Origin of the sequence: Streptomyces sp. NBC_00271, assembly GCF_036178845.1 — a bacterium.
Classification (GTDB): domain Bacteria; phylum Actinomycetota; class Actinomycetes; order Streptomycetales; family Streptomycetaceae; genus Streptomyces.
In genome coordinates this window covers 4,642,236-4,665,045 of sequence record NZ_CP108070.1, presented here as the reverse complement: position 1 = coordinate 4,665,045, position 22,810 = coordinate 4,642,236, and the positions used below count along the sequence as shown (strand labels likewise).

The window sequence follows — 22,810 nt, the reverse complement described above, 5'->3', positions numbered from 1 at the left end:
CAACGACGTCGGCAGACAGTCGGCGAACAGGCGACTCACCGAGGGGGCACGGATGACACTGACGGGGAACGACGAACACACAGTGCGACCGCGGCGGCAGCCGAGGACAGGGCGACCGCGGCGACTGGCCGCCACCCTGATCGGCCTCACGCTCGCCGGCGGTCTGCTCCTCACCGGCTGCGGTGCGAGCGACAACGACGGATCCTCGACGGACGGTTCGAACAAGTCCGGCGGACGCGGGTTCCCGCAGCCCGCCCCGAACCGGACCTCCGGGACCTCCCAGGGCGAGCAGAAGGACACGCCGACGGGTGACGCGAGCCGCGAGTTCGCGCCGTCCCCCGACTACCTCTCCACCTTCGCCCTCGACGTCGACACCGCCTCCTACGGCTACGCCCGCCGCGCCCTTGCCGACGGCCGGCTGCCCGAGGCGTCGACGGTCCGCCCCGAGGAGTTCGTCAACAGCTTCCGGCAGGACTACCGGCGTCCCGACGGCAACGGCTTCTCGGTCACCGTCGACGGCGCCCGCACCCGGGAGAAGGACTGGTCGCTGGTCCGCGTCGGCCTCGCCACCCGCGACGCCGCCCAGAGCGGCAAGCGCCCGCCCGCCGCCCTCACCTTCGTCATCGACATATCCGGCTCCATGGGCGAGCCCGGCCGACTCGACCTCGCCCAGGACGCCCTCGGCGTGATGACGGACCGGCTGCGCGACGACGACTCGGTGGCCGTGGTCACCTTCAGCGACGAGGCCCGGACCGTGCTCCCGATGACCCGTGTCGGCCACCACCGCGACCGTATCTACGACGCGATCAGGGGACTGGAACCGACGGAGTCGACCAACCTCGGCGCGGGCGTGCGCACCGGGTACGCCACGGCCGTCAAGGGACTGCGCGAGGGCGCCACCAACCGCGTCGTGCTGATCTCCGACGCCCTCGCCAACACCGGCGAGACCGACGCGGACGCCATCCTCGAGAACATCTCCACCGCCCGCCGCGAACACGGCATCACCCTCTTCGGCGTCGGCGTGGGCAGCGAGTACGGCGACGCCCTCATGGAGCGCCTCGCCGACAAGGGCGACGGCCACACGACGTACGTCTCGACCATCGAGGAGGCCCGCAAGGTCTTCTGCGAGCAGCTCCCGCAGAACGTCGACCTCACGGCCCGCGACGCCAAGGCACAGGTCGCCTTCGACCCGCAGACCGTCAAGCAGTTCCGGCTCATCGGATACGACGACCGCCAGGTCGCCGACGAGGACTTCCGCAACGACCGCGTGGACGGCGGCGAGATCGGCCCCGGCCACACGGTCACCGCCCTCTACGCGGTCCGCACCAGGCCCGGCGCCTCCGGCCACCTCGCCACCGCGAGCGTCCGCTGGCTCGACCCCGACACCCGCGCCCCGCACGAGGAGTCCGGCCAACTGGAGACCGGCTCCCTCGACGAGGACCTGTGGACCTCCTCCACCCGCCTCCAGGTCGACGCCGTCGCCGCGTACTTCGCCGACGACCTGCGCACGGGCGACGACAAGGCGAACCCGCTCCCCGGCGCCCTCCCGCTGGGCGAACTCGCCGACCGCGCCCACCGGGTGGCCTCCGCCGCGGAGGACAAGGCGGTGGACGACCTGGCGGCCGCGGTGGAGCGGGCGAGCGGACTCATGGGATAGCGGCGGCGGTAAGGACTTGGCGACCGTACGCGGCGTAGTGAGCGGCGAAGGGTGGTTCGCCGAGTACGCCAAGAGGGCCACCGGGCACGCGAAGAGCGGGCCGCCGGGCACGCGAAGAGCGGGCCGCCGGGCACGCGAAGAGCGGGCCGCCGAGGTGCTCGGCGGCCCGCTCTCGCGGTGCTGGGATCAGCTGTTGTTCGTGCCGTTGCCCGACAGGACCGGGATGTCGTCCAGGATGTGCGACAGCGGTTCGTCGCCCTTGGCCTGGGTGGAGTTCTCGACACACTGCTGGTTCTGCGGGGACGACAGGACCGGGACGTCCTGGACGGCGATCGGGACGACGCCGACGAGCGAGCCCACGTTGGCCTTGGCCGGCAGGCCGACGCAGGGCTTGTTCAGCGAGCCCTGGATGAGCGCCATCTGCGGGCTCATGCTGCCGTAGGTCGCCGAGTTGCCGAACGACTGCGTGGCGCCGTAGCCGCTGACGGAGGTCGTGCCACCGTCGTCGCCGATCGCCAGAGCCTGGGGGGCGGCCGCGGCCGAGATACCGGCGACAGAAGCGGCGATAGCCGCGGTTGCCCACAGCTTCTTCATGTTCATTCCCTTCGAAAAGCGGACTCCTGTTGGGGAGCTGCATGATCATCAACTGGGCAGACCGCCCAAGGGTTGCGGGTAGTGCCCCATTTGGCCCAGCATGCGGGGCGTTCGGCCCGTCACCCGATATGCCAGTGGGCCTCTTCGACACGTGACTCGTGACGTGAATCGGCAAGTGAATGGTCACGTAAAGAAGGTGGGTCGGCGGGCCGCCGAGAGTTCTGCGGCCCGCCGACGGAAAGTGCTACTTGTTGCCGACACCGTTGCCGGACAGGACCGGGATCTGGTCCAGGACGTGCGACAGCGGTTCGTCGCCCTTGGCCTGGGTGGAGTTCTCGACGCACTGCTGGTTCTGCGGGGCAGACAGGACCGGGACGTCCTGGACGGCGATCGGGACGACGCCGACGAGCGAGCCCGCGTTGGCCTTCGCGGGCAGGCCGACGCAGGGCTTGTTCAGCGAGCCCTGGATGAGCCCCAGCTGCGGGCTCATGTTCCCCGTGGTCGCCGAGTTGCCGAACGACTGGGTGGCACCGACGCCGCTGACGGACGTCGTCCCACCGTCATTCCCGATCGCCAGCGCCTGCGGCGCGGCAGCAGCGGAAGCGCCGACGGCGCAAACGGTGACCGCGGCGGCGGTCATAACCTTCTTGATCACTGGCTGGATCCATTCTGAAGAAACCCCGTCCATCGGAGCGATGTGGTTCAACCGCCGCGGACGCCCGTGGTTGCTCCCATTCACCCTGATGGCCCAATGCGGCCGATCGGGTGAATCACCGAAACCAGTCCAGGATCGCCGGGTTGATGCGAGAGCAGGAATATATGTCTCTGCGCGGAAAGGAACGGCGCATGTTCAAGAAGGCGGTGGCCGCGGCGGTCGCAGCTTCCGTCGCCCGTGTGTCGGCGCGAACCGTTCCTTCCCGCATGGGTGTTCGTGTGCACCTCGGTGCCGATTCGAGCACAGGGCGATTCGAGTGAATTCCCAAGCGGCGCACTTTCTTTAGTTTCTTCGGACGGTCCTCCCTCGTTTACGGACTGCAGGTCGTGGTGCGAGCCGCTCAAGGTGTGCTCGCTCGGTTTCGGCCGTCATAGGGCCATGACCGCAGAGAAGGGAAATTACGTGAAGCACAAGAAGAGCGCTGTTGTTGTCGCCGGCGCGATCATGGCCCTGGGCATGGGCGCCCCGGCCTTCGCGGACGCCGGTGCCGAGGGTTCCGCCGTCGGCTCGCCGGGTGTCCTCTCGGGCAATGTGATTCAGGTCCCCATTCACGTCCCCGTCAACGTGTGCGGCAACACGGTCGACGTCATCGCCCTGCTGAACCCCGCGTTCGGCAACAGCTGCGCCAACGGCTGACGCGACAACACCAGCCTTCCCGGCTGTGTCATGGTCGGCCTTGGGTCGCTCTTTCGGCACCAAGGCCGGCTTTCCTCACTTCTTTCAAGCAGGAAGACAACGAGATTGCGACAGAACCTGAGTAGGGGAATGGTCGTGGCCGCGGCCGCGACGAGCATCCTGTCCCTGTACGGCACCCCCGTGTTCGCGGACTCGCACGCGGACGCCAGCGCTATGGACTCACCCGGCGTCGCGTCGGGCAACAGCGTTCAGGTTCCGGTGCACGTGCCGGTGAACGCCTGCGGCAACACCGTCAACGTGATCGGCGCGCTCAACCCGACCTTCGGGAACTCCTGCACCAACGGCTCGGGTTCGCAGGGCGGCTCGTCCGGCTCCACGGCGTCCGGCAGGACCCAGGGCTCGCCCGGCGTCCTGTCGGGCAACCATGCCCAGGCCCCGGTGGACGTTCCGGTGAACGCGTGCGGCAACACGGTCGACGTCGTCGCCCTGCTGAACCCGGCGTTCGGCAACAGGTGCGGGAACGGGCCTGGGGGCAACGTCAACACCCCGCCGGTGACCCCTCCGACCGTTCCGCCGGTGACACCTCCCAGCACGCCTCCGACCGTTCCGCCGGTGACGCCTCCGACGGTCCCGCCGGTGACACCTCCGACGGTCCCGCCGGTGACGCCTCCGACCGTTCCGCCGGTAACGCCTCCGACGGTCCCGCCGGTGACGCCTCCGACCGTTCCGCCGGTAACGCCTCCGACGGTCCCGCCGGTGACGCCCGTCACTCCCCCGCTGACCGTCCGGCAGCCGGTCCTGCCCGATTCTCCCTCCGAGAATCCGCCCACGCTGGCGCACACCGGCAGTGAGAGCGTGCTCGGGGCCTCGGCCGCCGGCGCCGCGCTGCTGATCGGCGGAGCCGTCCTGTACCGACGAGGTCGAGTCGCCTCCCGCCGGTAGTACGACGCTCTGGGTGCCGGACGCTTCGCCGCGCCCGGCACCCAATTGTGCTGTTCCCTTTGTCCTTCCGCTCCTTGGCACCGGCGCCTGGACGCGCATGGCCGCGTCCCGCCCGTGCCGGTCCGCGGGTGCTGGGGTCTCGGTCGGTCTCCAGGTGGCCCGGTGCAGTGCGCCAGTTCTTGCGCGGGGTCCAACTCCCGATGGATGGCCGAGGTCTGATTTCAGGTCGGTATTCCGAGCCTGATTCCGGCATCCCCCTTGGCAAGGAGCTGCGGGAGGTTTTCGGCGCCAGCCACTCACTGCGTTTGTCGGTTAAATCTCATGAATGTTTCGGAATGGTGGAGTTCGGTGACGGTGAGATCACTCCTTTGGAGCCGCAACTCGTGCGTGTCCTGCGCGTTGATTCCAGCACCGGGCATCTCGCCCGGACGTTGTGACGATTCCAAGGAGCACTTCTCCATGTCGCGTATCGCGAAGGGCCTGGCCCTGACCACCGTTGCCGCCGCTGCCATGGCGGGCACCGCCGGCATCGCTGCCGCCGACAGCGGCGCAACCGGCTCGGCGGCCCAATCCCCTGGCGTCCTGTCGGGCAACGTCCTGCAGGTGCCCATCCACGTTCCGGTCAACGCCTGCGGGAACACCGTGAACGTCATCGGTCTGCTGAACCCCGCGTTCGGCAACACCTGCGCCAACGGCTGACGTCAGCGCCAACCCTTTTGCCGGCCGCCTTCCCCAACGGGAGGGCGGCCGGCCCGCGTTGTCCCGATGCTCCTGGCACAGGTGACGTCGTGGGGCCGACAGCGGCGGCAACCTCGCCCCGGTCATTGACCTGCCGGGTCAGACGCTCGGGTGGGGTGCGGGAAACGTCTGCACAGGGTTTCCTTCGTGTCCGGGCCTCGTTAGTCAGTCCGGAAAAAGCGGAAATTCCCTCCGGTGGCACCTGTCACCGAAGAAAGGAACACGATGAAGTCCCTGAATGCTGCCGCTGTCGTTGCCGGGTCCATGGTCATCGCTGGTGCCGCCGCACCGGCCTTTGCCGTCGAGGCCTCCGACCTCACGCCCACCAGTCTCAACGGCGCGCTGGAGACCATCGGCAGCCCGCGCTCGCTCAGCCTGAAGGACGTGCAGCCCCTGCAGCATCAGTCGAACGCGCTCGACACCGAGAACAAGAGTTCGGTGCTCAACACCGTGAGCGGCACGACGAAGGCGCTCAACGCGGCCGGCGGCCCCGCGCGGCTCCTCGGCGGACTTCCCCTCCGGAGCTGATCGGTTCCCTCCGGAGCCAGTCGGTTCAGGGAAATGGATTCCCTTCATCGCGTGTCTTCCCGAAAGGCCTGCGGACTCATCCCTAGGCTGAAGAAAGTCACCAAGGAAGGACGGACGATGAACCTTGCCAAGAAGGCCGCTCTCATTTTCGCCACCGTCGGAATGGCCGCGGGTGCCGCCGCGGGCAGCGCCGTCGCCGATGCCGGCGCACAGGGCGCGGCGGCCAATTCTCCCGGTGTCGCCTCCGGCAACGTCATTCAGGTCCCCGTGGACATTCCGGTGAACGCCTGTGGCCTCAGCGTCAACGTCATCGGCGCGTTGAACCCGGCGTTTGGGAACGTGTGCGACAACAAGTGACGTCGCGCCCCCTCGATTGACGTCGCACGCGGACTGAAAGGGCTGATTCCGTACCCGCGGAGTCGGCCCTTCGCGTTGTTCGAGGAGCGTCCCCCATTCGTGTGGTCGCCCGTCGACCATCGGCCGTTCGGGTGAGAAATCGACCGGGCCCGTTCGGGTGCGTCGATAAGGTTCCGCGGTGACCTCAACCTCAAGCCAAGCGCGCCCTTTCCGGGCCGTCGATCTCGGCACGCTCGCCGTCATTGCCTTCAGCGGTGAAGTGCCCGACGGCGACATGCCCTATCTCCTCGCCTACTCCCTGGGGGACGGTGAAGGCGGCCCGGAGGCCGCCACGGCTGCCATCGAGCAGTTGCTGCGGAACAATGGTCTGCCCGTCGGCGACTCGCTCCTCGACGGGACCCGGCAGCCGAACCTGCCGCTCACCCTCCTTGTCGAGGCGGGCCAGGCCGTCGTCTCGATGCCGTACCTCAACGCTCAGTGCGTCGTGCCGCCCGAGTGGCTCGCTGCGGTCGGTGAACGGGGCTACGCCTACTTTCTGTTCGCCACCCGCGCCTGGCCCGAGGCCGAGCCCGGCAAGCCCGTCGAGCCGGAGAGCCTGGCAGCCTTCGCGGGTAACGAGGAGATCCTGCTCAGCGCGGCTCACGTACTCCTGCCCGCGCACAGTTTGCGCGGCTGATGACACGGACCGCGGGCGGCGCCGCGAGGGTGCGGACCGCGGGGGGCAGCCGCGCGTTCGCCCTGTTGCTGGTGATCACCGGCGCGGCCGGTCTGCTCGCCGCGTGGGTCATCACGATCGACAAGTTCAAGCTGCTGGAGAATCCGAACTTCGTGCCGGGGTGCAGCCTGAACCCGGTCGTCTCCTGCGGCAACATCATGAAGAGCAAGCAGGCCGCGGCCTTCGGGTTCCCCAACCCGATGCTCGGCCTGGTGGCGTACGGCATCGTGATCTGCGTCGGGATGAGCCTGCTCGCGCGGGCCACCTACCCGCGCTGGTACTGGCTGACCTTCAACGCCGGCACCCTCTTCGGTGTCGGATTCTGCACCTGGCTGCAGTTCCAGTCGCTGTACCGCATCAACGCGCTGTGCCTGTGGTGCTGTCTGGCCTGGGTCGCCACGATCATCATGTTCTGGTACGTGACGTCGTTCAACGTACGGCACGCATTTCTGCCCGCGCCCGACGGGTTGCGGGGATTCCTCGGAGAATTCACCTGGGTCCTGCCGGTCGTGCACATCGGGATCATCGGGATGCTGATCCTGACCCGCTGGTGGAATTTCTGGACGAGCTGACTATTGGGTCCGTCTGGGGAATCTTGAACTGAAGGCATTCTCAGGATCGTTACCCGGTATGGACGCAGATCCACCGAATCATGAAAGGGACCGTACCTGAGATGAAGTCGACCACTCGAGGAACTCTTGCCGCCGTCGTCACCGGCGTCGCGGCAGCGATGGGTGCCGCCGCCGTGACCCCGGCCGTCGCGGCCGAAAAGGTTCCCGTTCCGGTACCTCTGGACGGCGTGGGGCGCGCCCTCAACCTGCAGACGCCCAAGATCGCCGGGGAGCTTCCGGTGCCGACGCCGGGTGGACCCGAGGGACCGCGGTACGTCGAGGGCCGACTGCTCCCCGACCAGGCGGTGCCGCGACTGCCGGTCGGCGCCGGACTGCCCGGGGCGGGTTTGCACACGCCTCTTCCGAACATCGTCGGGCACGGCTTCGAACACCTCGGGGCGGACGCGCCCGCCGCCGATCTGACCACGTTGACGCCCGGGCTGGCCGTGGACACCCCGCTCAGCGCACCCAACCCCGACCACTACGGTCTGCCGGACCTGAAGCTCCCTCAGGCCGCCGTCCTCGGACCACTGCTGAAGACGGTGCCCGGGGCGAACGTCGGCATGGGAGAGGGCGCTTAGTACTCCGGTTGGCCCGTTGATGGCGCCGGATCGTGGCGCAGTCGCCGTAGTGCTCGGAGGCCGGGAAGGCCGGTCACACGGCAAAGGGCGACAGCGTGACAGCAGCGAGGCTGCTGTGGGGGAGGAGCGATGTCGAAGATAGTGGCGCGCCGTTGAGGGCGCTCACATCCGCGCTGCCGATCGCCTGGGTGATCGCTGATGCGGCCCAGGAGCATGGTGAGGCCCGGCGCGGTGGTCGGGTTCTCCAAGGTCGGCGGGGTTGCGGCGGTCAGGGGGTTGCCGGTCAGCCGACGGGCTCGCGACCTCCACGTCGTCCGCCACCGGCGACCTCGGTCGCTACGCCCTGATAGTCGTCGAGCACGACACGGCGAAGCGGTATGTCAGGTTCCTCCCTCACTCCCCGGCTCGACCGGCCCCTGCCCGAGCGGCGTTTCGAGGCCCCCGGACGGCCTCGGAGGAAGCAGCTGCTCGGGAAGCCGCGACGGCCGTTCGCCCGCCATGGCAGTATCTGGGCTCCATGAGTGCGTCCCCAGAGGTACGGAGCCTGCGCGCGGCGGTGTTCGCCGTGCTGTGCGTGCTGCTGGCCGCCGGGGGGCACGGGCTCGCCACCGGTCAGGCGCCGCCCCTGTGGGCGGACGGCGCCGGGCTCCTCGCCGTCTTCTCGGCCGGCTGGCTGCTGGGCGGACGCGAACGCTCGCTCGTCGGGATCGGCGGCGGGATGCTGGCCGCCCAGGCCGGGCTGCACCTCGCCTTCGAGGCGGCCGGCCCGCGGATGGCGATGGACATGCACGGCGCGCACATGGTGAACCCAGCAGGGCACGCCATGACACCGCACGCCACCGCCGCCCACGTGGTGGCCGCCCTCCTCGCGACCTGGTGGCTGCGGCGCGGTGAAGCCGCGTTCTGGTCCCTGCTGCGGCGGGCCGCGGTGCTCGTACCGGGGCTCGCCGCCTGGTGGCGGGTGCGCGCGGGGTGGTCCGCCGTACCGACCCGGCCGGCCGTCGTACGCCGGACCGCGCGGGAACCCCGGCCGCTTCGGCAACTGCTGCTGCGCCACGCGGTCTCCCGTCGGGGACCACCGGCAGGGCTTGCGTACACGCCCTGACCGCAACCCCACCAGTACGGAGTTCCCCTGATGTCCCCGATTCGCACCACCCTGCGCCGCGCCGGCGTTGTCGCCGCCCTCACCACCGCCGGTGTCCTGGCCGCCGCGGGCGCCGCCTTCGCGCATGTGACGGTCCACCCCGAGACCTACGCCAAGGGAGCCACGGACGGTGTTCTCACCTTCCGCGTCCCCAACGAGGAGGACACCGCGAGCACCACGAAGGTCCAGGTCTTCCTGCCGACGGATCACCCGGTCCTCGGCGTGCTCGTCACCCCTCAGGAGGGCTGGACGGCGCAGGTGACGACCACGAAGCTCAAGACCCCCGTCAAGACCGACGACGGCACCATCACCGAGGCCGTCTCGGAGATCACCTGGACCGGCGGCCGGATCCGGCACGGCCAGTACCAGGACTTCAACGTCGCTTTCGGCCAGCTGCCCGACGACACCGACCAGTTGAGCTTCAAGACCCTGCAGACCTACTCGGACGGCAACGTCGTCCGCTGGATCGAGGAGGAGCAGAAGGGCGGGGAAGAGCCGGAGAACCCGGCGCCGGTGCTCACCCTGACCACCGAGGACGCGGAGACGGGTTCCGACGGGACCTCGGACGCGGCGTCGGGCTCCGCCTCGTCCTCGTCGTCGAGCTCGGCGCCGGCCGTCGCGGCCGACTCGACGTCGAGCAGTGACTCCACGGCCCGTGGCCTGGGCATCGCCGGACTGGTCGTGGGCGTCCTGGGCCTGGCCGCGGCCGGCTACGCCCTCGCGCGCGGCCGGGGTGCCCGCTCCGAGTAGGCGAGGCCTCTCGGTTGCCGTCCCGCCGACCTCGTCCTCCGTCGGCGGGACGGCCCCCCACCAGCTCGCTCGTGAACACCGCGCGTCCGACGCGAGTTGAGCCCGCGCATGAGTGGGGGGTGAGAAATTTCCGTACCCTCCCATGAAGCCTGTTGCCCGGATGCGAGGATGAGCCCGCCATGACTGCTGGGTGGTGTTCTCGCACGGTACGGGCCGCGGTGTTCGCGGTCGTCTGTGTGCTGCTCGCCGCCCTGGGGCACGTGATGATGTCCGGCGGCACGGTGCCCTGGTGGGCGTTGGGCGCCTCGGGCGCGGTGGTCGGCGGCGCGGGCTGGTGTCTGGCCGGCCGGGAACGCGGACTGCCCCTGATCGTGTCCGCGGTGGTCGCGGCGCAGGCGGTACTCCACTCGGTGTTCTCGCTCGCGCAGTCGTCGGGCTCCCTGGGAGTGTGGGGCGCGGCGGCCTCGGTCTTCACCGGCCACGACATGAACTCCATGCCCACGGGTCCCATGTCCATGAGTTCTATGTCCCCGAACTCCGTGCCCATGGACTCGACACGCATGGACGCCATGGACATGGGCGCCATGGATCACCTGGGTCACGCGGCGGACGGCACGTCGTCCTCGCTCGGCATGCTCGCCGCCCACCTGCTGGCCGCCCTGCTCTGCGGCCTCTGGCTCGCGCACGGAGAGCGCGCCGTCTTCCGTGTCCTGCGGGCCCTCGCCGGCCTGTTGGCGGCCCCGCTGCGGCTGCCGCTCGCGCTGCCCGCGCCGGTGAGCCGCCCGCGTCCGCGCGTCCGCCGCGACCGCTCCGCCCGCGCGCCGCGCCGGCTCCTTCTCGTCCACGCGATCACTTCTCGGGGTCCGCCCGCCGGGACCGCTGTCGTCTGAAGACAGCCGGTTCCCCGAGGCCGCCCCTGTGCGCCCCGGGCCTCGGCCGTACGCCCTCGTGCGGCCGGTTTCGCTCACCGGACCCTCGGGCCGCCCTCGCGCGCCCGGTCCGGATCCCGGATGACCCGAGAAGGACACCAGGTGACCACTCCTGCCCTGCCCACCTCACGTGACGCGTCGCTGACGGCCTGGGCGCTGGCCGCCCGCGCCGGTGACCCCGACGCCGTCGACCAGTTCGTGCGCGCCCTGCACCGCGACGTACGCCGTTACGTCACCTATCTGGGCGCGGACCCGCAGACCGCCGACGACCTGGCCCAGGACACCTTCCTGCGCGCCCTCGGCAGCCTGCACCGTTTCGAGGGCCGCTCCTCGGCCCGTACCTGGCTGCTGGCCATCGCGCGCCGGGCCGTGATCGACAGCTTCCGTACCGCGGCGGCCCGGCCCCGACTGGCCGACTCCGACGACTGGCAGCTCGCCGCCGAACGCGCCCAGCCGTGCGGCCTGCCGGGCTTCGACGACGGCATCGCACTCGACGAACTGCTGGCCGAACTGCCCGAGGAGCGTCGCGAGGCCTTCGTGCTGACCCAGCTCCTCGGACTGCCGTACGCGGAGGCGGCCCTGGTCAGCGACTGCCCCATAGGTACGGTCCGCTCACGTGTGGCCCGTGCCCGCAGCGCCCTGATCGCCTCGTTGTCCGACGCCGAACGCTGTGGACTGCCCGAGCGGCGCGAGCTGGTCGGCGCGATGGCCTGACGGGCGCGGCCGGAAAGGGACGCGGCCCCGGTCGCCTGAGGGCGGGCCGGGGCCGCGGCTCACGGAGTCACCGTGCTGCGGTCACTCACTGTTGAGTTGCCAAGGTGCGGTGTCGCAAGGCTCAGTTCTGCGCCGGTGCCTTCTTCTTGCGGAGGAGGAATACTGCCGTGCCGCCGATCATGACCAGGGCGACGGCGATGCCCGCGATGATCGGGGTCGCGCCGGAGCCGCCGGTCTCGGCGAGGTTGGTGCCGCCGGTGGAGTCGGCGCTCGCCAGGGCCGGGCTCGGCTCACCGACGGTCTGGGTCGTGATGTCGCTCGCGCTGCCCTGTGTCTTGCAGTCGAGCATGCCGGTGAAGTGCTTCTCGAAACCGTTCGGACCCGTCAGCGTGAAGTCGTACGCCTGGTCCTCCTGCAGCGGGACCGTCACCGTCAGGGACTTGCCCGCGGCGACGGTGTGCTCGGCCCCCATCAGCTCGAAGGTGAACGGAGCGTCGCCCGTGACGGTCGCCGTGACGTCCACGCCGCCCTTGGCGCAGTTCGTCGTGGCGGACAGCGCCGGTATCGCGCCCTCCTTGGCCCAGTTCGCGGTCGCCGTCGCCGAGACCGTCGACTCGCTGGAGCCCGCGAGGATCTGTGTCTGGCTGCGGGTCCCCGAGGCGAAGGCCCGGCCGACCGGCACGGTCGTCGACGCCTGCACGGTCAGCGCCGCCGAGCCGTCCGTGGCGTCCTTCGGCACGTCGAAGTAGAGCCGGCTGCCGTCCGCCGCCGATGTGATCGCCTTGCCGTCCTTGCCGACGACCTTCACCCCACTGGCGGCGGCGTCCGCGGGCGGCGTCACCGTCACGCTGTCCGCGTCGGTGTGCACCGTGATCGGGCCGAGCCGCTCGCCGGCGTGACCGGAGACCGCGGGCGGGTCGAGGGTCAGCGAGGCCTTGGGCTCCGCCACGTTCCGCGCGTTCTTCTGCAGGTAGTCGGCGAGCTTCTCCGCCTGAGGGTCCAACGCGTCCACGTCGGCGCCGTCCGAGTACCGCCAGATGGCCACCTGGGTGCCGGCCGCCGCGTCCTGCTCGGTGAGTCCGTACGCACCGGCCATGTCGGCCAGCGCCGCGAGGTCGTTCACCTGTGGGTAGGAGTGCTGCAGGATCCAGCGGATCTTGCCGGCGTCCTTGTTGCCGTTCAGCGAGGTGCCGCTCCAGGAGGTCTCCTGGTACTGGGCGTCCCGCTGGGTCGGGTTGTGGAGGTCGATGCAGTACGTCTGCAGCATGCCGCCGCCGTCGACGGACATCTCGAACAGACCGGCGGACACCTGCTGGTCCACGCCGTGGTCGTGGACCACCGCGGCCCCGTACGTCTTCAGACCGCCGATGGTCGCGGTCGCGCCGCCCTGACTCTGCGGGGCATCGTCGGCGGCGGCCGCACCGGCGGTGGCCAGCGCCCCCGCGGCGACGAGCCCCGACACCAACGTCGCGGCGGCGAGGCGAGCGGCCCCTCGCCTGCGCGCGGACCACGCAGAGAACGAAGAAAACACAGAATTCCCCTTCGAGCAGGACCCGTTGACATGGGGGGACGGTCCCGCCAGCAGAATCAGAAGCCCCGTGAGCTATGCCCGGCATCCTAAGGACGTGGGCGCACCGCGCTTCCCGGTCCTGCCGTCGGATAACCGATCCGAATCGGAATCGTTATCGGTCGGCGAGCCTGTGAGCTGCGCTTATCGACAAATCAATGGGGACTGTCCGGTGCGGATTTGTCGATAAGCCGCAGTTCGGTCAGGTCGGCCGGCCAGGGCGATTCCGTACCTGACGTCAGGTCACCCCGGCGGGTTCCGGCTGCTGTTGGGAGACGTCCAGGGAACGACTCTCCGGCTCCGTCTCCCAGTTGGGCTCGGGCCGGGGGGACGCGGTCGTGTCCCCTTCCTTGTTCGGGCGGCGGAAGGCCGAGGTGCCGCGGGAGAGGTCGTGGCCGATGGCCACCGCGTCGATGTCCGCCGACGTCCAGCTCTGTCCTTCGCGTACCTCGGTACGCACCTTCAACCTGCCCTGCACGATGACGGGATCGCCCACCGACAGCGATGCCCCCACGTTGGTGGCGAGCGCGCGGTTCGCCCACACGGTGAAGAAATTGGTGTGCCCGTCCGTCCAGGCGCTCTTCTCGCGGTCCCAGTACCGCGCCGTCACCGCCAGGCGGAACCTCGCCGACGCGCCGTTCGCCAACTCTCGGTACACCGGCTGCGTCGCCACGTTCCCCACCGCGCACACCATCGTCTCGTTCATGCCCGACCCCTCTCCGTACGAATGCGTCTGTCGCGGCTTTCGCGTGCTCTGCGTTCACACGCTCTGCGTTCGCATGCGCTGCGATCGCCGCGAGTTCAGACTGCCTTCGTCGGGCCGGGCCCGCTGAGCCCTGTGTGCTACCGGCCGGTTGTGGACAACCGCGTCACCCGAAGGGGTGGAGGCACTTCAGCCCGTGGAGTTCTTCCTCGTCATCCGACCGGCGCAGACGCCCCCGTGACCCGCCCGTACTGCTCCCGTACCTCCCGATACCGCAGCAACTCCGCCGCCACCGGATCGAGTACCCGCGCCCTCCCGCACCCGGCGGCGGCCTCGCGCAGTCGCCGTTCCGCTTCTAGCCCGTACCGCCTGGCGGGTCCGCGCGCCGCCATCCTGCTGCCCCACTCGACGACCGGACCGCCGATGATGCCCGCCAACATCAGCAGCACCGGCAACCCGAGGTTCGGCGCCGTGAACCCGATGATCTGCGCCAGCAGCCACAGCCCGCCGATGATCTGAAGCATCGTCATCGAGACCTGCGCGAGCACGGCGGCGGGCCACCAGCCGGGCCGCGGTGGCCGCCCCACCGGAGTCGTGGCGCGCGTCGCCATCTCGTCCAGCGCCTCCGACAGCCCCTGCGCACCGCGCACGGCCGCCTCGCGCACCGCCTGCGCCCAGGGCGCGGGCAGCCCGCGGGCCGCCCGGTCCGCCACCGTACGCACCGCCTGTTCGACGCGCTGCCGGGCCGTGGCTTCCTCGTCCGCGGGTGCCCGTAGCGACAGCCGGCCCGTCATCGAGTCCCCCCCGCCCTGGACCCAGCGCCACAGCCGCAGCCAGGGGGTGCCGCACGCGCGGTTGGCGTTGCGGCGCCACGCGCGCTCGGCCGCCTGGCCGGCCGCCGTGGCGCCCACCGCGTCCGCGAGCCGGTCCGCGAACTCGTCGCGCGCCTCCTCGCTGAGCCCCGTGCGCCGCCCGGTCGAGTAGACGGGGCGCAGTCGCGCGGCGGCCGCGTCGAGATCGGCCGAAATTCGACGGGCGGCGGCGCCCCGCTCGGCCAGGAACTGGCCGAGCGACTCGCGCAGTTCGCCGATGCCGTCCCCGGTGAGCGCGGACAGCGCCATCACGGTGGCGCCCGGTTCGCCGTACTCGCCCAGTGCGATCCCGTCCTCGTCGAGCAGCCGGCGCAGATCGTCGAGGACCTGGTCGGCGGCCTCGCCGGGCAGCCGGTCCACCTGGTTGAGGACCACGAAGGTGACCTCCCCGTGGCCCGCCATGGGCCGCAGATATCGCTCGTGGAGCATGGCGTCCGCGTACTTCTCGGGGTCGACGACCCAGATGACCGCGTCGACGAGCGCCAGGATGCGGTCCACCTGCTCGCGGTGCTGGACGGCCGCGGAGTCGTGGTCGGGCAGGTCGACCAGGACGAGGCCACGCAGTTGCGCCTCCGCCTCCGGGCTCTGCAGTGGACGTCTGCGCAGTCGTCCCGGGATGCCGAGCCGGTCGATGAGGGTCGCCGCGCCGTCGCTCCAGCTGCACGCGATGGGCGCGGCGGTGGTGGGCCTGCGCACGCCCGTCTCCGAAATGGCCACCCCGGCGAGCGCGTTGAAGAGCTGCGACTTGCCGCTGCCGGTGGCCCCGGCGATGGCGACGACGGTGTGCTCACCGGACAGCTTGCGGCGCGCCGCCGCCTCGTCGAGGACCCGGCTCGCCTCGGCGAGCGTCCCGCTGTCCAGCCGGGTGCGCGACAACCCCACCAGCTCGCGGAGCGCGTCAAGGCGCGACTTCAGGGGTCCGTCGTACGCGAGCGGGGTCGGCGGGGCCTGTACGGCGGTCCTGGTCTCCAGGACCAGGGACGGGGCGAGTGCCTCCTGTCCGGGGGCCGTCTCGGACACGCGGCGGGCGATCAGCCCGTCGTCCCAGGCGGTCTCCGACTCGGCACGGGTACCGACATCGTCGTCCTTCACGCGTGTGTGCCCGGAGTCGTCCCGCACGCGTGTGTGCGCGCCGCCACGCGGGGCATCGAAGGTGACCTCCTGGGCCCTGTCGGTGTCCTCCGTCTCCGTCTCCGATTGTGTCTCCGCTTCTGTCTCCGCTTTTGTCTGCGTTTTTCTCTGTGCGTCCGCCTCGGCTTCCACCTCCGGCTTCGCCTTCGCCACGGACTCCATGGGAGCCTCCCCGGCGGCGGGCTCGCCGTCCGCGGCTTCCGTGGCGAAGGCCGCCGGGGAGTCGGTCTCGGAACGCAAGCCTTCAGGGCGGCCGTTTTCGGAACTTCCCTGGTCGGACGCGCCCCCGTGGTCGGACGCGTCGTGACCGGACATTCCGTGATCGGGCGTGCCGTCTTCGGGGGAATCGTCTCCGGTGTGGTCGGCGTGATCCGTGTGGTCTGTGACGGCAGTCACCGCGGTCACCTCTCCTTCTGCAGTACGGACAGCGCGGCGATGAGTTCGGCCTGGGGCTCTGGCTGCACGTCGAGGGCGTCGAGCGGGGCGAGACGGCGCTCGCGCTCGGTGTGCAGGGCCCTGTCGAGGTACTCGGCAAGGAGGCGCCCGCCCCTCTCGCGCAGCCGCAGGGCGCCGTGCGCGCCGAGCCGCTCGGCGAGCCCCTCGCCCGCGTTGCGTGCCCGGTGGCCGCCCAGGAGCGCGGTGGCCACCAGTGCAGCGACGACCTCGGCGTCCGGTGCCACGCTCTTGTCGAGGCGGCCGACCTCGTCCTCGGCGTACTCCTCCAGGACCCGCCGCCAACGTCGTACGGACATCCCGATCCGGTGCTCGGCGCTCTCCAGCGTCGGATCACGGCCCGTCAGCCCAGGGGCATCCGAAGCTGGTTCGCGCCGCCAGGCGTCGTCCACGCGCTCGTCGGCGGCCGTGACGGCGCACAGCAGGAGTGCGGCCAGGCTCTCGACGAGCGAGTCGAGCAGTTCACCCGCGGTGCAGTCGAGCGGGTAGGCGCGCCACCGCTTGAGCGCGTCCCCGGAGAGCACGGCACCGGTTTGCAGACGCCCCTTCACGCGCGCGTGCTCGCTGTCGTACGCCCCGTCGACGGCGGCGGTGAGCCGCAGCGCGGCAGCGTACTGCGCGGCGGCCGCACCGGCGAGCTCAGGCATCCGGGCCTTGAGCGAGTCGAGGAGTCCTTGGGCCGTACGGGCCATCGCCGCGTGCCGGGCTCCGGGATCCTGCGTCTGGTGGACGAGCCACGTGCGCAGCGGCGCGACGGCCGTGGCGGGCAGCAGGCCGCCGCCCCACGCGGACTCGGGCAGTTCCGGCACGGTGAAGCGGGGCACCTCGCCGAGCCCCGCCTTGGTGAGCAGGGCGCCGTACTGCCGCGACACCTCGGACACCACCTGGTGGGGCACCCGGTCGAGAACGGTCACCAGGGTCGCCCTGTGCTCCTTGGCGGTACGCAGCAGATGCCACGGCACGGCGTCGGCGTACCGCGCGGCCGTGGTCACCATGACCCAGATGTCGGCAGCGCAGATCAGCTCGGCGGCGAGTACGCGGTTGTCGGAGACCAGGGAGTCGATGTCGGGCGCGTCGAGCAGGGCGAGGCCCCGGGGGAGGGTGTCGGCGGTTTCGATACGCAGCACCCGTTCCCCGCGCTCCATGAGGGCCTGGAGGTCGTCACCGGGTTCCTGGTGGGGCACCCACGCACGCGTGAGGTCGGGCAGCACCCGCATTCCACTGAACCAGTGATGGTCCTCCGGATGGCACACCAGTACCGGCGTCCGGGTCGTCGGCCGCAAGACGCCGGCCTCGCTGACCCGGCGTCCGACGAGGGAGTTGACGAGAGTGGACTTCCCCGCTCCCGTCGACCCGCCGATCACGGCGAGAAGTGGTGCTTCGGGTTCCCTCAACCGGGGCACCAAATAGTCGTCTAGTTGTGCGAGCAGTTCGTCGCGGTTGGCACGCGCGCGTGGAGCCCCCGCCAGGGGCAGCGGGAAGCGTGCGGCGGCGACACGGTCGCGCAGGGCGGAAAGTGCGTCGAGCAGCTGAGGCCGTACGTCCAAGGTCACCACATGCGAAGAATGCCCAATTTTGGAGTCTTTCTGAAGCATATGACTATGTCTGCGCGCCGACAGGACACACGGGGCGGAAGGGACGACTGGGGCGCAGGCATAACGAGTGCACAACACCCGATGCGCGAGACGCCAAAAGCGGTGCACGATTCGTACCTGCCTGCGATTATCAGGACCGCTTCACTGAACCTCCACATTGAGCCACGGAGGCGAAGCGCCAGGGACAGGGACCCGGGAGCCCTATCCTTGTCCCCGGCAAGGTCACGGATCGGCCCACACCCGGGCACCACGAAACCGGCCACCACACCTGGCCCCCGTAGCTCAGTGGATAGAGCAGGCGCCTTCTAAGCGCTTGGCCGCAGGTTCGAGTCCTGCCGGGGGCGCCACTGAGAGCCCTCCCATCGGGAGGGCTTTTTTGCTGGTCAGGACGGGTGTCACTTGACACGGCGAAGCCCCGAACACCCCCCCGACGATCAAGGGGAGGTTCCGGGGCTGTCCGGCTGTCACCGGGTTTTCGCGGGTGGCCGTGTCGAATACGTGTCGAAGTTCTCGGCGAGAAGCCTCAGTCTGCGTCGGGCAACTCGGGGAGATCCCCCGCGGCCTCCAGGCGCCGTTTCAGGTCAGGCAGCTGCCCCTCGACGCACCGGGCGTAGGTGGCCAGCAGCACCGGCACGCTGTTCCCGGCCCATTCGGCCACCTGGGCGGGCGGGATCCCGTCGTTGAGCCACTTCGTGAGGCGCGTGTGCCGGTTGTCGTACACCCGCCTCCCCGTGGGCGACTCGAAGACGTGCGGGGGCAAGACGGCCATACGCGCACTGCGCCACGCTCGGCGGATGACCGAACCCGCGAGAATGCCGCCCGTCTCCCCCTGGAACAACAGATCCCCCGGCTTGAGCTGTTCGTCCTCGATGTGCTGCCGCAGGATGCGCGTCAGGGCGGGATGCCCCGGCGCGGCGCGCGTCTCGCCCTCGGCACGGCCCTTCAGGTCGCGTTCCTCGTGAATCTCTCCGGTGTCGGTCCACTGCTTGCCGACCTCCGGGGTCGCCGTGTGGATCAGCAGTTCACACCATTGGTCCCCATCGTCGGGGCCGGGAAGCGTCACGTCTTCCACTCGGATGGCTACGGCTTCCTCCGGTCGCAGACCGCAGTAGTACAGCGCGGCGAAGAACGCGTGCAGCCGCATTCCTCCACGGGGCCGGCGCCGGATCCAGTCGAGGAGTGCCGCCGCTTGGTCCGCATTCATCAAGGATCCCTTGTCCACGGCGTTGCTGGTCTTGGTGACGGCCGTTGACTCCTTCCCCTTGGGGAGGGGGTTGGTCCGCAGGACGCGCCGCCGGATCGCATGCTTCATGACGACGTTGAGGATCCGGCGGTGGCGCTTCCTGGACCAGGCCGCCGCCTGCTTACCGTCGAGGCGCGTGTCGACGGCTCGCAGGACCCCATCGACCCTCTCTGCCTCCTCCCAGGCCGAGACCGGCAGAGAGTTGCGCTCCACCCACCTGAGGATGGTCACCACGTCTCGCGGGGCGTCCACACGGCGGGTCGAGTTGAACGCCCATTCGCGCAGTGCGGTCCGCACGGCCACCGGGGCGAACTGGGTCGGCTGGACGCGCAGCAGTGCGATGGTGGCCGCCGTCAGGGTCTTGGCCGTGTTCTTACGGCTGTTGCCGCCGAGCTCCGGCCAACGGGCGTCTACGTACTGGACGGCGAACGTGTACCAGCTCATCGAAGCCGACTTGGAGCGGTGGGACACCGGCAGCCCAGTGGCAATAACGAAGGCCTCGCCCTTCCCCGTTGCCCGGATGAGTTCGGAGCGGAAGCCCTCAGCAAGCGCGACGGTGCCGAAGGGTTCACGCCAGCGTTTGCCCGCGACCACCCAACGCACCGTGTACGTGGTCTTCCGGGCGCCCTTGTACGTGAGGATCTTGTAGACCTTCACGTCGTACGTGGTCTCCATCAGGCGGCGTCCTCACGGTCGTCGAGCCAGTGATCGAGATCGCTCCGCCGGATCCTGAGGTCGCCGTTCGGGAGTTTGATGCAACGCGGCGCACGCCTCTTCGCCCGCCAGTCGTAGAAGGTCGAGCGCGAGACGCTCAGCTCCTCGCAGACCTCCGCGAGAGTGAGCATGTTGCGCGAACGGGTGGCGGTGATCACGCTGCGGCTCCTTCCATGGCCAGCTGGTCGCGTAGGGCTTCGCGGGCGGTTTCGCGGTTGTGTTGGAGGTCGCGGGCGATGGTGGCGGCGAGGGCGGACTCGCCGGGGGTGTGGCCGTGTCCGGCGTACTGCCAGTCGGCGAGAACGAGGACGGTGTCCGGCTCGCGGTCGTCCATGCCGAGGGCTTGGCGTTCCTGGGCGGCGCGGAAGTCGGCGCGGGCCTGGCGGAGTTCGCCGAGGGTGGTGGAGTAGCGGCGGGACTTGGAGGAGAAGTGGCCGCGGAAGCCGAGCATGTGCGCCCAGGCCCGCAGGCGCCGGTCCGGGTAGAGCGGATCGAGGAGCTTGCATGCCTCGATGAGGCGGCGGGTGTGGTCGGGGACTTGGTGGCGGTCGAGTTCGGAGAGTTCGCCGATGCGGCGGTCGAGGGTGCCGGTGTTTTCGGCTGCTTTGGTGGCGTACTTGGCGACGTAGGAGGCGACGGCCTGTTCGGTGATGTCGGAGCCGTCACCGAAGGCCTTGACGGTGCGGACGTCGAGCTGGGTGCCCCAGCGGAAGGTGCGGGCGGGCTGGTCGGCGGCGGCCGGGACGGAGACCGAGGTGTAGGAGTGCGCGGCGGCGGCGCGGATGGCGTCGGTGAGGAGGCCGACGCTGGCCCAGGACGGGGGCGGGGTATCGGGTCCTTCGGGGCCGTCGAGGCGGATGACGGCGTGGAAGTGGAGGGCGCCGCGCTTCTGGAACTCGGCGACCTTGCCGTAGGAGAGCCGGGCCGACTCCTTCAGCTCCCGTTGCGTGAGGCCTGCGCGGGCGGCGATCTCGCGGCGGAGGCGGTTGGTGAAGCGCTGCCACAGGTCGCCCGCGTGGTTGTTGAAGAGGACGGCGCCCGCGTAGTCGTACGTCTCCGGATCAAGCGCCGTACCGAGGGCCGGATCATCGGGGGCGTGGTGGGTGCCGCAGCGGCAGACGCCTCGGTCGGGCCGGTTGTGGACGGGGCCGAAGGACGGTGCGGTGAGGGTGGCGAAGACGCGGGGGTGATCGCGGACCGTGGACGGGATGTCGCGGCGGTCATCGCCCGCCAGGCCCGCGCGGATGAGGTGGTAGGTGTCGCCCGCGTAGGTGAAGGCGCAGGAGGGGCAGCGGGAGGCGCGACGGTTGCCGCAGGCGAGACGGAGGCGTCCGCCGGGCTCGGACTCGCCAGGGACCACGCCCGCTCCACGGTGTGTGGGTCGACGGCGGACGGGATGGGAGCGGGGGTGAGTGGCGGCTGAGGAAAAGCGGGCGGGTGCGGCTTTACGCACAAGACGAGCCGGGCCACCGTCTTCAATGCCCTCGACGAGAACGGGCTGAGATTCGACCCTCCTGGTCAGAGTCAGCGGGCCCACCCGTTCCACTGACGACGGCGGGCTTGGGCCGTCACCGATTGGCGTACAGCGCCTCCAGCTCCCCCGAGAGTGCGGCACGTACGTTGCGGGTGGCCTCGTCGACGAGCACTTCGGGTTCGTCATTGAGCAGCGCCGTCATCGTCTTGTCGGCCACCTCGGAAGCAAGGATCTTCGGGGAGTCGATATCCGCCGCCAAGTCGGTGTCCACATAGCCGGCATGCACGCCGACCACCAGCGTGCCCTGCTCCCGCAGCGCCAGTCGGAAGGCATTCGTCAGCGACCACTGAGCGGACTTGGATGCCGCGTAGCTCGGAAACTGCCTGTTGGCCACCCATGACGCCACGGACAGCATATTGACCAGCGCTCCGCCGCCATTGGCGGCCAGTACGGGCGCGAACGCACGCGAGACAGCCCAGGTGCCGAAGTAGTTGACCTCCATCTCGCGCCTGGCACCGTCGAATGCCCCCTCGAGAAGGGACGGGCCACCAGTGACCCCGGCGTTGTTGATGACGATGCTGACATCATCGGCGGCACGTGCTGCTGCAGCGACCTGCTCCTCGTCGGTGACGTCCAGTCGCAGCGAAACAAGCCCAGGGCCCCGGATGGTCTCCGGTTCCCGGACACCGGCGTAGACCTTGGCGGCGCCGTGAGCGAGCAGTGCCTGGGCGAAGGCCGACCCGATGCCACGGTTGGCTCCGGTGACAAGGGCTACCGAACCCTTGATGTCCATGATCACCCTCCTTGCCTGCGGATGCGGAGGACTCCTTTCTTCTGACGCTAGGCCCCGGACGGCGGCTGGTCCACCCGCAACCTGACTGCACCTGTGTCGGTGCCTTTGCACACTCGATGGCGGACCCGGCTGATCGGACCTCAGGGACGAAGAGGCTCTGTGCCTGCCGCGTGCCCGATCCAACGGGATGCGGCGGGGACCCACGGGGAACGACGGCCACACCGGCGCTCCGGCCCAGGTCAGATGCCTCCCAGGTCAGCCCACGTCCGTGTCACTCGTCTTCCAAGCTGGTGCTCTGCGGCACCGTCAGACACGGATGATTCCGCCGTTGACGGTGTGGATGGCGCGGGCGAGTAATCCGCGGGGCACGGCGGCCATGTGGGTTCGTGACCGGTTGGAAGAGCTGTTCACCGATGAGCACTTCGCCGACTGGTATCCGGTTTATGGGCGGCGGGGGTTGTCGCCGGCTCGGCTGGCGATGGTGTCGGTGCTGCAGTACGCGGAGAACCTCACTGACCGGCAGGCCGCCGAGGCGGTCCGCTGCCGGTTGGACTGGAAGTACTGTCTGGCCTTGAGCTGGATGATTCAGGCTTTGACTATTCCGTGCTCAGCGAATTCGGGACCGCATGGTCCAAGGTGATCTGGCGGATCGGC

The 22,810-nt window shown here is 70.0% G+C and carries 22 protein-coding genes, 1 tRNA gene and 2 pseudogenes; 15 read left to right on the top strand and 10 right to left on the bottom strand.

Annotated elements, in window-relative coordinates; all coding sequences use genetic code 11:
* Nucleotides 1-52: 52 nt before the first annotated feature.
* On the top strand, nt 53-1,657 hold the full coding sequence (locus tag OG798_RS21600) for a vWA domain-containing protein (RefSeq protein ID WP_267061849.1): 1,605 nt from the start codon (nt 53-55) through the stop codon (nt 1,655-1,657).
* A gap of 186 nt (nt 1,658-1,843) precedes the next feature.
* Here the strand turns inward: OG798_RS21600 and OG798_RS21595 are convergent, their stop codons facing one another.
* Nucleotides 1,844-2,251, bottom strand: a complete 408-nt coding sequence (locus OG798_RS21595; protein ID WP_095858060.1) for a rodlin — start codon at nt 2,249-2,251, stop codon at nt 1,844-1,846.
* A gap of 244 nt (nt 2,252-2,495) precedes the next feature.
* The gene (locus OG798_RS21590) at nt 2,496-2,906 is read right to left on the bottom strand and encodes a rodlin (RefSeq protein WP_095854563.1); all 411 of its coding nucleotides are present in this window, start codon (nt 2,904-2,906) and stop codon (nt 2,496-2,498) included.
* A gap of 438 nt (nt 2,907-3,344) precedes the next feature.
* Here OG798_RS21590 and OG798_RS21585 point away from each other — a divergent pair, with 438 nt between their 5' ends.
* The 12 genes from OG798_RS21585 (at nt 3,345) to OG798_RS21530 (ending at nt 11,611) form a co-directional block, all read left to right on the top strand.
* Complete coding sequence (locus tag OG798_RS21585; protein WP_095854564.1) at nt 3,345-3,602, top strand: chaplin; 258 nt, start codon at nt 3,345-3,347, stop codon at nt 3,600-3,602.
* Nucleotides 3,603-3,731: 129 nt separating this feature from the next.
* The gene (locus OG798_RS21580) at nt 3,732-4,544 is read left to right on the top strand and encodes a chaplin (protein ID WP_095854565.1); all 813 of its coding nucleotides are present in this window, start codon (nt 3,732-3,734) and stop codon (nt 4,542-4,544) included.
* Between the two features lie 459 nt (nt 4,545-5,003).
* Nucleotides 5,004-5,243, top strand: a complete 240-nt coding sequence (locus OG798_RS21575; protein WP_095854566.1) for a chaplin — start codon at nt 5,004-5,006, stop codon at nt 5,241-5,243.
* 264 nt (nt 5,244-5,507) lie between these two features.
* Nucleotides 5,508-5,810 carry a hypothetical protein gene (locus OG798_RS21570; protein ID WP_267061847.1) on the top strand — a complete coding sequence of 101 codons (303 nt, stop codon included), beginning with the start codon at nt 5,508-5,510 and terminating at the stop codon, nt 5,808-5,810.
* A 117-nt stretch (nt 5,811-5,927) separates the two neighbouring features.
* Nucleotides 5,928-6,167, top strand: a complete 240-nt coding sequence (locus OG798_RS21565; protein WP_095854568.1) for a chaplin — start codon at nt 5,928-5,930, stop codon at nt 6,165-6,167.
* 178 nt (nt 6,168-6,345) lie between these two features.
* Nucleotides 6,346-6,843, top strand: coding sequence for a DUF5949 family protein (locus tag OG798_RS21560; RefSeq protein ID WP_095854569.1), 498 nt, complete (start codon nt 6,346-6,348; stop codon nt 6,841-6,843).
* On the top strand, nt 6,843-7,454 hold the full coding sequence (locus OG798_RS21555; protein ID WP_097225844.1) for a vitamin K epoxide reductase family protein: 612 nt from the start codon (nt 6,843-6,845) through the stop codon (nt 7,452-7,454). Before OG798_RS21560 ends, OG798_RS21555 begins: the two co-directional genes overlap by 1 nt.
* Before the next feature lie 101 nt (nt 7,455-7,555).
* Nucleotides 7,556-8,074 carry a hypothetical protein gene (locus tag OG798_RS21550; RefSeq protein ID WP_267061846.1) on the top strand — a complete coding sequence of 173 codons (519 nt, stop codon included), beginning with the start codon at nt 7,556-7,558 and terminating at the stop codon, nt 8,072-8,074.
* Nucleotides 8,075-8,591: 517 nt separating this feature from the next.
* Entirely contained in the window at nt 8,592-9,179 is a 588-nt protein-coding gene (locus tag OG798_RS21545; RefSeq protein ID WP_267061845.1) for a hypothetical protein, read from the top strand.
* Nucleotides 9,180-9,209: 30 nt separating this feature from the next.
* Nucleotides 9,210-9,968, top strand: a complete 759-nt coding sequence (locus tag OG798_RS21540) for a YcnI family protein (RefSeq protein ID WP_267061844.1) — start codon at nt 9,210-9,212, stop codon at nt 9,966-9,968.
* A 179-nt stretch (nt 9,969-10,147) separates the two neighbouring features.
* On the top strand, nt 10,148-10,858 hold the full coding sequence (locus OG798_RS21535; RefSeq protein WP_095854574.1) for a hypothetical protein: 711 nt from the start codon (nt 10,148-10,150) through the stop codon (nt 10,856-10,858).
* 120 nt (nt 10,859-10,978) lie between these two features.
* Complete coding sequence (locus OG798_RS21530; RefSeq protein ID WP_095854575.1) at nt 10,979-11,611, top strand: sigma-70 family RNA polymerase sigma factor; 633 nt, start codon at nt 10,979-10,981, stop codon at nt 11,609-11,611.
* A 121-nt stretch (nt 11,612-11,732) separates the two neighbouring features.
* Here the strand turns inward: OG798_RS21530 and OG798_RS21525 are convergent, their stop codons facing one another.
* The 4 genes from OG798_RS21525 to OG798_RS21510 form a co-directional block, all read right to left on the bottom strand.
* Entirely contained in the window at nt 11,733-13,142 is a 1,410-nt protein-coding gene (locus tag OG798_RS21525; protein ID WP_267061841.1) for a Cys-Gln thioester bond-forming surface protein, read from the bottom strand.
* Between the two features lie 274 nt (nt 13,143-13,416).
* Nucleotides 13,417-13,884, bottom strand: coding sequence for a single-stranded DNA-binding protein (locus OG798_RS21520; RefSeq protein ID WP_075033828.1), 468 nt, complete (start codon nt 13,882-13,884; stop codon nt 13,417-13,419).
* A 209-nt stretch (nt 13,885-14,093) separates the two neighbouring features.
* Entirely contained in the window at nt 14,094-16,124 is a 2,031-nt protein-coding gene (locus OG798_RS21515) for a GTPase (RefSeq protein WP_443053806.1), read from the bottom strand.
* Nucleotides 16,125-16,285: 161 nt separating this feature from the next.
* Nucleotides 16,286-17,893 carry a dynamin family protein gene (locus OG798_RS21510; RefSeq protein ID WP_095854578.1) on the bottom strand — a complete coding sequence of 536 codons (1,608 nt, stop codon included), beginning with the start codon at nt 17,891-17,893 and terminating at the stop codon, nt 16,286-16,288.
* A gap of 310 nt (nt 17,894-18,203) precedes the next feature.
* Between OG798_RS21510 and OG798_RS21505 the strand changes: the two genes are divergently transcribed.
* A tRNA-Arg gene (locus OG798_RS21505) sits at nt 18,204-18,279 on the top strand.
* Between the two features lie 176 nt (nt 18,280-18,455).
* Here the strand turns inward: OG798_RS21505 and OG798_RS21500 are convergent.
* The 4 genes and pseudogenes from OG798_RS21500 to OG798_RS21485 form a co-directional block, all read right to left on the bottom strand.
* On the bottom strand, nt 18,456-19,850 hold the full coding sequence (locus OG798_RS21500) for a tyrosine-type recombinase/integrase (RefSeq protein WP_328757539.1): 1,395 nt from the start codon (nt 19,848-19,850) through the stop codon (nt 18,456-18,458).
* Nucleotides 19,850-20,047: a helix-turn-helix transcriptional regulator gene (locus tag OG798_RS21495; protein WP_267061838.1), complete on the bottom strand. Its 198-nt coding sequence runs from the start codon at nt 20,045-20,047 to the stop codon at nt 19,850-19,852. The genes OG798_RS21500 and OG798_RS21495 overlap by 1 nt, the downstream gene beginning before the upstream one ends.
* Nucleotides 20,044-21,333, bottom strand: a pseudogene (gene repSA / locus OG798_RS21490) (replication initiator protein RepSA); the annotation flags it as partial. The gene OG798_RS21495 and the pseudogene repSA, both read right to left, overlap by 4 nt.
* A 124-nt stretch (nt 21,334-21,457) precedes the next feature.
* Nucleotides 21,458-22,156, bottom strand: coding sequence for an SDR family oxidoreductase (locus tag OG798_RS21485; protein ID WP_217567438.1), 699 nt, complete (start codon nt 22,154-22,156; stop codon nt 21,458-21,460).
* 451 nt (nt 22,157-22,607) lie between these two features.
* On the opposite strand from OG798_RS21485, the pseudogene OG798_RS56580 reads away from it, so the two are divergent.
* Nucleotides 22,608-22,783 (top strand): annotated as a pseudogene (locus OG798_RS56580) (transposase); the annotation flags it as partial.
* Nucleotides 22,784-22,810: the final 27 nt, after the last annotated feature.

Coding starts and splice junctions, on each gene's coding strand:
- OG798_RS21600 (WP_267061849.1), top strand. CDS start 53: ATGACACTGACGGGGAACGACGAACACACAGTGCGACCGCGGCGGCAG.
- OG798_RS21595 (WP_095858060.1), bottom strand. CDS start 2,251: ATGAAGAAGCTGTGGGCAACCGCGGCTATCGCCGCTTCTGTCGCCGGT.
- OG798_RS21585 (WP_095854564.1), top strand. CDS start 3,345: ATGACCGCAGAGAAGGGAAATTACGTGAAGCACAAGAAGAGCGCTGTT.
- OG798_RS21580 (WP_095854565.1), top strand. CDS start 3,732: ATGGTCGTGGCCGCGGCCGCGACGAGCATCCTGTCCCTGTACGGCACC.
- OG798_RS21575 (WP_095854566.1), top strand. CDS start 5,004: ATGTCGCGTATCGCGAAGGGCCTGGCCCTGACCACCGTTGCCGCCGCT.
- OG798_RS21570 (WP_267061847.1), top strand. CDS start 5,508: ATGAAGTCCCTGAATGCTGCCGCTGTCGTTGCCGGGTCCATGGTCATC.
- OG798_RS21565 (WP_095854568.1), top strand. CDS start 5,928: ATGAACCTTGCCAAGAAGGCCGCTCTCATTTTCGCCACCGTCGGAATG.
- OG798_RS21555 (WP_097225844.1), top strand. CDS start 6,843: ATGACACGGACCGCGGGCGGCGCCGCGAGGGTGCGGACCGCGGGGGGC.
- OG798_RS21550 (WP_267061846.1), top strand. CDS start 7,556: ATGAAGTCGACCACTCGAGGAACTCTTGCCGCCGTCGTCACCGGCGTC.
- OG798_RS21545 (WP_267061845.1), top strand. CDS start 8,592: ATGAGTGCGTCCCCAGAGGTACGGAGCCTGCGCGCGGCGGTGTTCGCC.
- OG798_RS21540 (WP_267061844.1), top strand. CDS start 9,210: ATGTCCCCGATTCGCACCACCCTGCGCCGCGCCGGCGTTGTCGCCGCC.
- OG798_RS21535 (WP_095854574.1), top strand. CDS start 10,148: ATGACTGCTGGGTGGTGTTCTCGCACGGTACGGGCCGCGGTGTTCGCG.
- OG798_RS21530 (WP_095854575.1), top strand. CDS start 10,979: ATGACCCGAGAAGGACACCAGGTGACCACTCCTGCCCTGCCCACCTCA.
- OG798_RS21520 (WP_075033828.1), bottom strand. CDS start 13,884: ATGAACGAGACGATGGTGTGCGCGGTGGGGAACGTGGCGACGCAGCCG.
- OG798_RS21500 (WP_328757539.1), bottom strand. CDS start 19,850: ATGGAGACCACGTACGACGTGAAGGTCTACAAGATCCTCACGTACAAG.
- OG798_RS21485 (WP_217567438.1), bottom strand. CDS start 22,156: ATGGACATCAAGGGTTCGGTAGCCCTTGTCACCGGAGCCAACCGTGGC.